The 12,809-nt window shown below is 33.8% G+C and carries 8 protein-coding genes; all 8 read right to left on the bottom strand.

Annotation, left to right across the window (positions count from 1 at the left end; all coding sequences use genetic code 11):
- Nucleotides 1-4: 4 nt before the first annotated feature.
- The gene (locus PQ463_RS23250) at nt 5-1,684 is read right to left on the bottom strand and encodes an NHL repeat-containing protein (protein ID WP_274255697.1); all 1,680 of its coding nucleotides are present in this window, start codon (nt 1,682-1,684) and stop codon (nt 5-7) included.
- Between the two features lie 7 nt (nt 1,685-1,691).
- Nucleotides 1,692-2,924: a leucine-rich repeat protein gene (locus PQ463_RS23255; protein ID WP_274255698.1), complete on the bottom strand. Its 1,233-nt coding sequence runs from the start codon at nt 2,922-2,924 to the stop codon at nt 1,692-1,694.
- Between the two features lie 2 nt (nt 2,925-2,926).
- Complete coding sequence (locus PQ463_RS23260) at nt 2,927-3,391, bottom strand: hypothetical protein (RefSeq protein WP_274255699.1); 465 nt, start codon at nt 3,389-3,391, stop codon at nt 2,927-2,929.
- Nucleotides 3,392-3,477: 86 nt separating this feature from the next.
- Entirely contained in the window at nt 3,478-4,395 is a 918-nt protein-coding gene (locus tag PQ463_RS23265; protein ID WP_274255700.1) for a DUF5977 domain-containing protein, read from the bottom strand.
- Nucleotides 4,396-4,399: 4 nt separating this feature from the next.
- A complete protein-coding gene (locus tag PQ463_RS23270) occupies nt 4,400-5,260 on the bottom strand; it encodes a DUF5977 domain-containing protein (RefSeq protein ID WP_274255701.1) in 861 nt (286 codons plus the stop codon).
- Nucleotides 5,261-5,321: 61 nt separating this feature from the next.
- A complete protein-coding gene (locus PQ463_RS23275) occupies nt 5,322-5,690 on the bottom strand; it encodes a tail fiber assembly protein (protein ID WP_274255702.1) in 369 nt (122 codons plus the stop codon).
- Nucleotides 5,691-5,714: 24 nt separating this feature from the next.
- Nucleotides 5,715-6,944, bottom strand: a complete 1,230-nt coding sequence (locus PQ463_RS23280) for a DUF8818 domain-containing protein (RefSeq protein ID WP_274255703.1) — start codon at nt 6,942-6,944, stop codon at nt 5,715-5,717.
- A gap of 15 nt (nt 6,945-6,959) precedes the next feature.
- Entirely contained in the window at nt 6,960-12,809 is a 5,850-nt protein-coding gene (locus PQ463_RS23285) for a vWA domain-containing protein (RefSeq protein WP_274255704.1), read from the bottom strand.

The following is a 12,809-nucleotide window of genomic DNA, read 5'->3' on the forward strand; positions in this document are numbered from 1 at the left end:
TTTTTTAATAAACTATTTTACGGTCTCCAGTAGCAGTTTTGTATTCGCAACCAATTGGAAGGCCTCCTGCAATTGCTGAAACATTGTCTGGATGAGTTGGCATTTGTGTCCAAATCATATAACCATTTTCATCAATGTATGCTCTGACTGTTTCAATTTGCATATCAGTTCCTGAAGTTGTTTTTTGGCCAGTAATAAAATGAATTCTCGATTGACCTATTCCTTTACCAGTACCAGCCTTAAAGTTAAGAGCTCCTCCATGTAAATCAGGGAGACCTACATTCTCATTTATTTGAACATATACATCACCATTATTAAGACCTGCATAGATATTTCCATTTGCATCGGCAGCCATCCCTCTCCAGGTGCCAGTGGGAGCATTTTGAACAATAAATGATCCAGAACCTGAAGTTCTTTTATATATAAGTCCAAACTCCGTTGCTCCATAAATGTCACCGTTTAGGGAAGCGCACATTGATCGGAAATTTCCAAAACCTACTTGAACAAATGTTGTACTTCCATTAGTTTGTATGTATACATTGCCAGAATCTTCACAACAATAAACATCTCCGTTTGGAGAAACACATAACGCCCACCAAGACCTTATGGTTTGATTGCAGGATAAAAAAACATCATCTCCTGATGCCATTTTATATATTTGGGCTCTATTTGCCAAATAAACATCTCCATTTGGAGCACAAGCTAATCCTCTAATATCTCCTAAATTAGATGCAAAAACTGAGTATGTGGATTCTCCAGCGAGTCGACGATACACATTCCCATTTGAAGAACCAATATAAGATGTTCCAGACGGGGTAAAACAAATTCCTCCATGAGCGCCAGCAGTACCTAGTAATCCAATATTTACAAATATACTCGTACCGTAATATCTAACCCATATTTGATTTCCCACGCAATATAGATTGCCATATGAATCTACAGCCATCGCATACTTTGTAGCTGTTGAATTATTTAAAGGAACAAAATCATTATCAATTCCATAATTAATTGTTCTCCCAGCTGAAATAGTCAAATCAACACCTGAACTTTGGTTAGTACTTTGTTCTATACCAATTTCTTTTGTTGATTGATTTCCCAATGTAATGTCCTTAGTAGGAGCTTTAGATGTATTTATTCCAAAAGAAATACCATTATCAATTAATCTACTTGAGCCTAATGTTGTTGAGTTTAAAGACTTTGGAATGTAGTTTATAGTGCCTGTAAAGACAGATTGTTTTGTTGCTAAAGAAGAATTGATTGTTGATAAATCGGTATTATCTAATAAAGTTCCGTTTCTATTTTGTAAAGTATACGTTCTTGAAGCAGTATTAGAATTTGTAAAAAAAGAGGTAAACGTATTTGCAGTATTTCGAAGACCAAATTTTCCAGAAAGAAAAGTCTTAATTCCTGATATGTTTTGATCATTTGAAATCCCTAGATATAAGGTATCGAAATAAGTTTTAAGGGTATCTTTAATATTATCAATTAAATCTTTCAAAACTTTCCCTTGCCTAGCATCCAAAGCTTTTCCTTCTTGGGTATAATCTAATCCATTGTAGCTATCTGCTTTAATATTATTAATATCACTAAACTCCAGTTCACCACTGGAGTTTGTAATTAAAATTTTATTTTGCTGACTTGTTTCCAAATCGGCTACTTTTATTCTGTTATGATTTGTGCTCATTTTTTTATTATATATAAAGAATTACTGCCGCTCTAGTTCCAGATGCGTAAACCAAATCGCCATCAGGAGTGCCTCCGTTTGCAGTTTGTAAAGCGATAGGAACCGTAATTATGGTGCCTGTTTTTATACTATTAAAAACTCCATTATTTACAACTGAACCACCTAAATTTGTCATTGAAGGGAAATTGATATTAGTCACAGCTGCACAAGCCGTAAAAACCTCCAGCCCAGCAGTAGTTACAGAACTAAAATCACTATTATCGCCAATAAATCCTGTACTTCTTAAACAATAACTATTTAAAGTGTGCGCATTTTTTACTTTTAGGTTTTTAAAGTTAGTTGCCATGTAAAAGGCGTTAGAACCAACAGATGAAACAAAACCATCTAAATCGTAGTAATGCGTAATTGAACTATTACTATTAAATCTCGAACTACTTATTGAATAATTTGTTAGCGCCTTAAATTTCGTATGCGAACCATCAATGTAATAATTTACAAGTCCTCCACTTCCAAATCCTAAGAAGTTTGCAAGTTGTCCTTTATTGATAAATCCGCCTGTATAATTTCCAATTTCAGTATTAAACGAAGTGTTATCAATGTACCCTATATAATTAATATTAACTGCTTTTAAAGCGGCTAAAGTCAAAGAAGCGTTAGGCTTCCCTGCATTAGAAGTCATTAGCGACAATGGTACGTTGAATGTCAAATTATTTGAGAGTATAGCATGACCACCAAAATTAGCTTGAGCTGCTGTCTCAAAGCAAGTAGCTAAATTGGGTAAATTTATAATTGTTGGCATTGAAGAAGCAATATTATAAAATGCACCATTAGCAGTTGCATTCCCCACTTGTATTACAGAACTAAAATCATTACCTGTACCACTTAAAGCAGTTCCATCAAAACAGTTAGCAGGAACGATCTTAAGATTTTTAAATTTTGCTTCAACCATATTAGAGCAATATCTAAAACAATAATTTGGTAAAGCGCTAACTAATCCATTTAAATCATGAAAATAGGTAATATTTGTATTGCTCTGCCAATTACTCATAGAGGCATAAGTTCCACCAGTAACGGCAAATTGAATATTATCTCCCGATATAGAGAAACTTTTAATTCTACTTGCTGAAATACCGAGCTTAGAAGCAACTAAAGCGGGGGTATTTAAAATTGAAGAAACTCCACCGATAAATGTGTTAGGATTATACTTTAATCTGCCAAAAATTGTTTTTCTTAATCCCATAATTATAATCCTAAAATCATTATTGAATGCTGACCTTCGTTTTGCATAAATGTAAAAATCTGTTTTTCGCCAACTGTGGGAGGTAGTCCAAATTCAAATGTTTTGGGAGACGTAACAGACCAGCTTAAACTCGTCCCTATTTTGGTGATTCCTTCAAAACACATTCCTGAATTAATAAACGAACTAGGAATTGTAAGTGTTCCATTGCCAGAAAATTTTACTGTTTTTCCATGCCATGAATCTTGAACAGTTGTTGGCAATGTCACACTAATTTGATTCGAAGTATCCTGTTTGTTTGACAGGTCAATATCTCCATTTCCAAGAATTGATTCTCCATTAACTGTTTTAAAAGTTTTTTCAGGAATAGTATTAAAAGTTAATTCGCCATTTTCATTGGTAACTAAAGTTTTATTGGGTTCATTTGTTTCTAAATCAGATACTTTTATTCTATTGTGGTTTGTGCTCATTTTGTGGTATTTTGTATAAAATTTTTTCGGAGGGAAATAATCTTTTTGGGTTTTTATACTCCAAAGATTATTAGTTGATGCAATTTTTATAAGGAATTTATGGTTATAGAGACATCCTTATAAGCAGAAGCGTTGCCGCTAGGGTCTATTGCGCGAAGCCTATAGGTGTATGTTCCGTTCGATAAAACTCTATCACTATAAAAAGTGTCTGGATTTTTTTTCAAAACTACAAAAGAACCGTAGAAGCCACGGGAAAGCTCATAGTTTATGGGACTATCCTCATCTTCTGAAGGAGTCCATTCAAGATGTACATTATCTGAACCAACAGGAACACACCAGAAATTAGCTGGTACTGTTGGCGCAGTTGTATCTGCTGTCGCTGCATTTGTAGTTGCAGTTATTGTATTAGATGTAGATGAATTTCCAGCTGCATCTTTTGCTTTTACATAGTAACTATAACTCGTGTTTGGCGATAATCCTGTTACATCATACTGAATTGTATCAGCTGTGGTTGGGGCTAAAAAAATATTATTTTGATATATTTCATAACCAACGACTCCCAGATTATCTGTCGCAGCAGTCCAAGACAATTTTAATGAATTTGAAGTAATTGAAGACGCTGCTAAAACACTAGCACTTGGAGGAACGTTATCAAGTACACATGTTCCAGCATTATTCGCATATATCTGAGCATTAGCCTCTAACCAAGCAATTGCTTGGTTATTTGCGTCTAATACACTTTCATTCGAAACAAACTGATTTGGATAGGCTGTAAGTATGGCATCACTACCCAAATATCCGGCACCACAATTGTTTCTAGTTATAGTTTTAGTCTGTTTGGTATTATAAAATCTTGCGCCTGGCGGGCAATCAATTTCATCTAGAAAAGGAGCAATATAATCTGGATCTGTTTTTATATTAAGCTTTGTTTCTCCCGTTGAAGTACCATCATCGGTATAATATCTTTCTAATATTTCAAAAGATTTGTATCCTGTATTTCCCATATTTTTAATAATTTATCACAACATTTGCAGTTGAGAGGTTGCTAGAATAATTAATGTAGCCAATATTGCTAACTTGGTCTATAGTTAAACGCTTTCCTTGTATTGAGACATTTTTTGAAAAATTCAGCTGTTGCACCTGCTGTCCATTGTTATTTACAATGTCTTTGCCTGCTTTCTCCATAGTTCCACCAAGGTAGGTTGTGATTTCTACATCGATATTTCCAGTGTTTTTTGAATCCCACCAGACACCAGCCATTCTTACTTGGATATCATTTAAAGTAGAGTAATCCTCTTTTGTTTTTTTGAAATTTATAAGACAGGTTTCAACACCAGTTTTATCCGTTTCATCTCCACCCCACATTACATAAGAATCTTGAGCCAAAGCACTTGCAGGAACTTCACTGCCAAGTCCAAATCCGACCCATTTATTGTCTAAAGTATTAATGCCAGTATTTACAAAACCTGTAAAAGTATCTAGGTCAATACCTGCGCCAAATGCCCATTTATATTTAATGATCATATAATCAAAAGGCAACAAAGTTGTCGATGGTTCTAAGACACAAGAAGGGTTTTCTCCTCTCCATGCAGTAGTTCTAATAGTGCAAATTCCGGTATTGTTTGCATAGGCTTGTGCATTTGCATTTAACCATGATTGAGCTTGCTGGTCTGCGTCTGCAACGCTTTCCGTTGAAACAAATTTATTAGCAGGGGCAGTTAAAGTGACTAGATTTCCAGATGTTCCATAGGAGCAATCATTCTTTTTTACGGCTAAGGTTTTTTCGGTATTATAATAAACCGTTGTCCCTTCTGCTGGAGTATATTGATCTATATAAGCAAAAGGTTTGTATGTTATATTTTCTTCCATATTTATTTTAGTAGAACATTGATTTTTTTAAGTTTTCGAAAACCATAAAAGAGAGATGAATCTATAGTGGAAGTGTTGGCCAAGTGACAACAGTTGCATCTTTTAAATAGGTTAAATCTCTAAGTTCTTGTCTGTAATTTTTCCAAGCTGCTTTTTTCTCTTCAGAAAGAGGAGAATCTTCTACTTGTGTCCAGTCACTTTCAGCTAACAGTGCATTCCTTCTGATTCTCAAATTTTCTAAAAGCTCTTCTTTATTTTGAGTAGCTGGAGAAAAGGAATGTTTGCCTTCAATTACTCTATAGTTTTTTGACAATGCTTGCTGCCATTCTTCTTCAGTCAATTCAATATTAGGTTGAGGAATGTTTTCATGAATTTTTTCTACATAAAAACCTGTGTATTCTCCGTTTACGTTATATGTTGCTTTATACATAATTTTAAATTTTTTAGTTTATAGTTAATATCCAATTGCGAACATATATCCTTCATTGGCATCGATAAGGGCATAATAAGTGCTCTCTGTAACATTGGCTACGTGATTGTATCCTCTACTTCCTGAATTTGTTCTTATAGTCGATACCATAACACTCAAAGCACCATGTGGCCAGGTTAAAGGGAAAGTGTATGTATTAGCATTACTCATTAAACGAGCCCATTGCAATATTAATCCGTTGCTGAATTTTTGATAACCTCCGGTGAAAGGAATTACGCCTATAGAATGTCCAGCATCGTAGTCAGAACCTGGAGAAGTTGATACCGAGCCGTCTGCCATTAAGAATTGATTTGAAGTTCCGCCAGTTTTAATAAAGCTTTTACCTTCAACAGCTTCTGTAAAAGTTTTATTTCCTCCAATTGTTTGAGCCGTTGTTAAATCAACATATTTGGTGTTCAACTCCAAATCGGATAAAGTGACAGTGCTTTTGTACCAATAATCAACTTCGATATTACGATCGCTTATTACGGCTGAAAATGTAATAAGACCATTGTTATAATCTACATCATAATCTTTGCCTGTGCCTTCTCGAAGCAGCTGACCATTTTTATAAATTCTGATACTGTCTTTTACGGGAATTTCTGTTAAAGTGATTTTATCATTATTAAAAGTTAGTTCATCAAAATTTTCTTTGAAAGGAATAGACAAACTGCCAAGAATCGGATTAGAACCAGATCCTTCAGATTCAGTATCAAAATTTTTAGACCAGTAATTTATTTCAATATTTCGACCGCTTATAGGTTCCGAAAATGTAAGGACACCACTGTCATAGTTTACATTATAATCTTCAATTTCTTTTAGTAACTGTCCGTTTTTATAGACTTTAGCGCTGTCTGCAATAGGAGTAGAATCTAGCTGAATAGATGATCCTGAAAAGTTATCTTGAAACTCTTTGTAAGGAACATAGCAATTACCGGCAATAATTCCCGCATTTTGAAATGCGGCTTTTAAAAGCGCGGGAGTGATGTATCGTTGGTTATCTGTTCCTGTTTCGACCATTTGTAAATTGGCCTTGTCATCGTCTCTATGAACGAAATTGTCAAAAATTTCGACAAAGTCAAAGTGCGACGGAATATCCCCATTGTTGAATTTGTTGTGAAAGTCATTTCTGCTTGTTGCCATTTTATTTAGTTTTATTTCTTTGCTTTTAAATGTTTTAATAGGTCTGAAATAAATACCAATGATTAGATCCATTGGTATTTATAAGTTTTAAAGAGTTAGGATTTTTTCGTCGCTGCTTAACATGCCTGATGCGTTTTCTGAAATTGCTTTAAAATGATGGTAGATTCTGTCACCGTCTTCATTTTTAATAATCAATTCATCCGTTTTTAATTTAGTCTGCTGAAGCGGTAAGGCAACATTTTTGAGATTTGTTGAAACTTCATGAATCTTCTCCCAATTCCCCTGACCGTTCATTTTGTATAAATGATATTTACCATTATAAACTGTTTTTTCCCAGTTGAAGACGACAGTCTTTAAGATTTCACCATTTGCTCCCGTGACAGTTCGAGAAGCTTCCAAAATTGGAGATTCAGGCGAAACATTATCAACAATAACTGTTGCTGTAATTTTTGAAGGCTGTGATGGTGCATAATCAACATTTTTAATCGGACTTTCGGTAGTTGATTCTGGATCAGCATACTCAATTTGTTTAGAAACTGTGATTCTGTAAAAAAGACCATCTCCAAAAGGAACTTCTTCTAAATCTTCAAAATCGTCATAAACAGTCCATACATTTTCAAAATCTGTCGATAAAGTATCTTCATCGATTACAATTTCTTTAGCCAGTTTCATTGTTCTTATGGATTGGGCATCAAGCATTGTATTAGCGCGATAAATATTGATTTTTCTAATTTTATATTCTGGCTGATATGCATTTAACTCGATCTGAACAGCGGGCTTAATTCCTAATACTTTATTTTCAAGAATTGGTATAATTCTTTTAATTTCGGGAGTTTTAGGTGGAGTAGAAGCCACTAATTTCACAGGTCCTAAAAGATCACTAAACTCTCCAAAATTCATTTTAATGTCCATTTCACGAACAGCGTAGAAATAGATGTTTTGCGAATTTCCATCCAGATTAAAATCGGTAAATTGGACTCTGTTTTGGTTTTCATTTACAACTTTCATCATTGGAGCAATATCAAAATCGGCATCAGTTGGTTTTAAAGCATTTCCGTTTTTATCTTTAATGGTTTGTTTTTTATTAACCGGCACATACTCATTACCTTTGATATACTCATAAATTACAGGCACTTCAGTTAATGGAACAAAGGCATTGTAAATAGCTTGTTCAATAAAATATACCGCTAACATTGGTTCCTGAACTCCTTTATCTTCAGAAATAAGAACCTGATTAAGTGATTCTATTGAAATAATTTCTTCTGCTTTTTTTGCATTTACATCTAAAGTGCTGTTATGCCATTTGATAAAGTCATTAATTAGTTCTATAAACTCGTCATTGTCAGGCATTGGAAATTGATAATTTTCTTCAAGATTATTTTTTGGAAAAATATCATATTGACCTCTTGTGGCAAGTTCATTAAAATCTAAAAAGTCTGCCCATCTATTGTTAAAGTCAATTTCATCATTTCCACCCAGTTTGTTTAATTCTTCACGGATTGTACTTACGGTTGTTGGTTTGAATAAAACATTCAACAAGTCTTCATCATTGGCTCTGTAATGCAATAATCCATAAGGTTTTCGGTCTTGATTATACTTAGTTGTGAAAGTAAAAGTCGAACGGTTGTAAAAATCTGGACGTGTTGCGTACAAACTACCGCCAATGATCTCTTCAGGTTTTTCAGTTTTCTCGACCTTGACAGCATACATTGGACAAGGAATACTAATTTTTGATTTGTAACCGATAGCTGGCTTTGAATATGTACTGATTCCAAAACTAGAGTAGTGAGTATTTTCATTTTCTCTTGGTTGAATGTTTTCTTTTGTGATTCCCGAAACTGGATCTGCATACAAGTAAACCTTGTAACTTGGATAGTAGTTTACACTTTGCGAAACAATTTCATCTGTATAGCTTGGAGCTTCATTTTCTTCACGAGGACCATCTTCAGAACCTAAAATTTCATCATAGTCCTCAGCCATGGTTTGTGTGACGTAATTACCAAGTTTAAAATCAGGATCGTCAATATATAAGACTAGATTTCCAGTTGTACCAATGTTTTCGGTTTTAAAAACCTTAAACTCTTTTCTCGATTTTACAGGGACCGAATTTCCTTCTTTAAAAGCATTTTTTGTAAACAATCTTACAATACCATTTGACCATTCTACAGAGTTTTCTTTCTCCGATTTAAATTGAAGATGCTGAGGTAAACTAAAGTTTTTGAAAATAACTTTATATAATCCTAAATGTTTTTTCTGACCTTTTGGTAATGGAATTAGATCGCCTTCTTTATCTACTTTGTACTCTCCATTTTCATCCATTTCATACGAATCTTCAAAAACTCTTTCAATTACAGCTTTATTCCAAACTCCTCTTGTTTTTTCGACTTGCAGATTCTCTCCATTTTCATTGGTGTGATCAATAACTTCACGGTGAATCTTATTTAAATTTTCAGGATATTGAACTGTAAAATCAATTTGTGGATCATGCCAATTTGAAACTGTCTGCATATTTTGCACCAGTGTGCATAATCTGCTTTCAGGATATTTAATGTCTAGAATTTGTTCAGAATCGATTGTAGCATCTCCATCAGCATGAAGTTTGTCAGTTACTTCTTTTTTCAGTACTTCAATTAGAGCATAGTCAAAAACATCATTAGAATTTTCATCTTTTTTAAGTTTAACTTCGATATTTTGAATGATATAATTTTGATCTCCAATAGTTAAAATCCCCCCAGTAAACCTGGTTTTATTTGCATCGTCTAATCCAATTTTGACCTGCTGACCACTACTGATAATTCTATACTCTCTTATTTTTACAATTGCAGTAAGGTTATTGGCAGTATCGTTGTCAATAATTTCAATTTCACCATATTCAACTTCAGGAAGTCCGTCTTTGTAATACAGTTTAAAATGATCTGCCAATATTTCTTCAGTATCAGGAAAAATAGATTCTGTATCGGTTTCTGCATCTTCAACAGATATTTCTTTTGGAACAGGATAACTTAACAATTCCTGAGCAGAATAATAATCAAACATAATTCTGACTAATGTTTTATCTGCACCAGTAATCTTACCTAATAGTTGTTGTTCTGATTGAGAAGTAAATAATAACGGATTTTCCTCTGTAACCAAAAGAGCATTCATATTGCTCGGAGGCATTAAATTATTGGCAGGTTTAATGTCAGATTTAATACTAATTTGACGTCCAGATGTGGCTCTCGAGAAAATATTAATTCCGTATCCTTGATAGATATAGGTGTTTTCTCCAGTTTGTTCCTGAATAGCATTTAAAACTGATTTTCCAGGCTCAGGAATATTAATTGGAACGGTTTCAAATTCTGATTCTTTTAGATTTTGATTGACACTTTTGTATTCAACATCGTGTGATAATTCTGGATTCTTCCATGTTGTTTCAGAAGCAATTTTATGATCAATTCCTAAATATACAGGAAAAGTAAAAGTACTTCCATCATATTCTGATGATGATTTGAAAAAGTCATTTTTTGAATAGGGATTGACAGTATCATAATCCATTACATCATCCATAAACAAGCTCACATACCTTTTTTTTCCATCAAAACTGTAACCTTCAAGATCTGTAATTTGGGTATTTGAGTTTTCATCTGAACCAGCATTTAATCCAGGAACAATTTTGCTTAACTGAACAGGAAGAGGCATACGTTCTGTATCTACAGAAGTTGGAATACTCATCGAAAGATGCTGCATTTCTTTTCCTTCTATGCCATCTTCTAAACTTCCAAAAGTGGTATATTCTGTTAAGTAAATGTACTCGCCATTATAAACTTCTTCATCAAGATCTAAACAACCTAAACCTAACATACGTGCAACGTGATAATCGTTTGCAGCAATGTTTAAGATATCCAGATACGATATTTCGGTTAAATTGTCAGCGTATTGCTGTACTTCTCCATCTTTTGGATCATTAATAGGTATGCGATCACCAAAAGGAATACTTTTTTCGGCTCTTGGATTATCGGATTTACTTAACTTGATATATTCCAGTACAATATCTTTGATGTTTTCGTCAGTAATATCATTTTCAACCGTTGGTCTGTTCCATTTTGCTTTATAGTTTTTAATGTTTACATATTCACCATCATTAAATTTTAACCATTTTCCATGAACAGCGTTTAACTTTGGTTCAAGCTGTTCAAAAACTTTAAAGTCATTTGTGTCAAGACCATATTTTCCTTTCAAAATCCAGTCTCCGTTTGCATTAGCATTAGTAATGAAATCAGAATAAAACTCAAATTGAATAGCATTTAAAAGGCAATAATTGGCTTTAAATCGAATACTTCTTCCATTTTCAGCAACTACACGAATTTTATTATTTAATTGCTCTGAATTGTAGGTTTTACGGTTGCTAACATTTTTAGAAGCGGTAATTTTGTTTTCGGCAACAGATAATGTTTCCAGTTTTACACTTTTTGAAGCATTTGAAGATGAAAAATCTAATTCGGCAGCAAAGAATAAATCTGTTTTGGTTTCAATTTCCACCAAACTATTTCCATAGGCTTGCATAAAACCAACAGGATTAGTTAATGGATCAATGCTAAGTTTAATTGATTTATATTTCTTGTCATCTTTAAAATTAACATAAACCGATCTTTGCGGATTTGCTGTTTTATAAATCCAAAGCGCCTTTTTGTTGTCAACAACATTTGGATTTTGAGTCAAGTCTACTGTTTGGCTGATTTTTGTATAAGGCGCTCTGTAGACTTTTACAAAGTCATCAGGTTTATTAAAACTAGAATTAGAATTTTCGCCATCGTACAATTCACCTTTAGGAAGGTGATTTTCCCCCAGTTTGCCATTCAGCACCCATCGAAGGTGAATTCCTCTTGTACTGTCAATTCCTCTTGAACCTGCTGCGGCGATTTGTAAATAGGCCGACTGCAGATTTGTTTTTTCTGAAGAAATATCAATTATTGATGATTCTCTGCCGACATTAAAATCAATCTTAATTCCTAAAGGATTAAAAACATTGTTTAGATCAACAAGAGCTGAAAAATGACCAAGTGCTAAAGCTTTCCCTTCAATTCGAATAGGAACTTCAACTTCGGATTTTCCTGGAATAGTTACCGAGTTATCAAGCTTAAAAATAAGCCCATTCAGATTTTTTTCTCTATGAATTTTTGTTCCGCCACTTAAAGTCAGCGGAACTCGGCTTTTATTTTTTAGAAGTAAAGTTCCGCATGGTTTACTAATTCTAATGCCTTTTCTTAAAGAAGGATAAGCTAAATTATCGTCAATAATGCTGACGCTAGGAAAACAGCCAATCTGTAAATCAGATAAATTGGTTGCAAGTTTATTTAATTCGATTCCTAAAGTATTGAAATCGGGAACTCTGATATAATCTGAATCTAAGGCAGAAGTCTGATCATTTTTTAAAATTGGTGTTCTTCCTAAAAAGGTTGTAAGCGGTGTTGTCAGTTCTTCAATAGTATCAAACGAGCTTGTCACTCCGTACACAAAAACTTTTGAGTTAAGATTTAACTCAGTAAACAGATTTTTTAAAAACTCAGAATTATTGACTTGCAGACCGTCAGTAACTACAAAGACAATATCTGGAGTAACAGATAAGTTTTTGGCAACATTTAAACCAGAAGCCCAATAATCTGATTGAATGCTTTCATTTCCAAGACCATATAAATCAATCCAATCAATAAAATCTTGATAATTACTCGAAATTTTTTTCTGAATGACGTTATCGAGTCTAACAGCAGTATCGCTGTTAGACATTCCGATTAACGAAAGTGTGATATTACTTTGTTTTTGAGAATTGATAAATAAAGATAGTCCGTCACGAATCTGCTGTGCTTCGTTTCCATTGATCGAACCAGATTCGTCGACTACAATTGCTACATAAGTTGCACAGCCCGAGAGCTGGCTTTCCTGAAGATTTATAGAACTCAT

This window comes from Flavobacterium sp. KACC 22763 (genome assembly GCF_028736155.1).
GTDB lineage: Bacteria > Bacteroidota > Bacteroidia > Flavobacteriales > Flavobacteriaceae > Flavobacterium.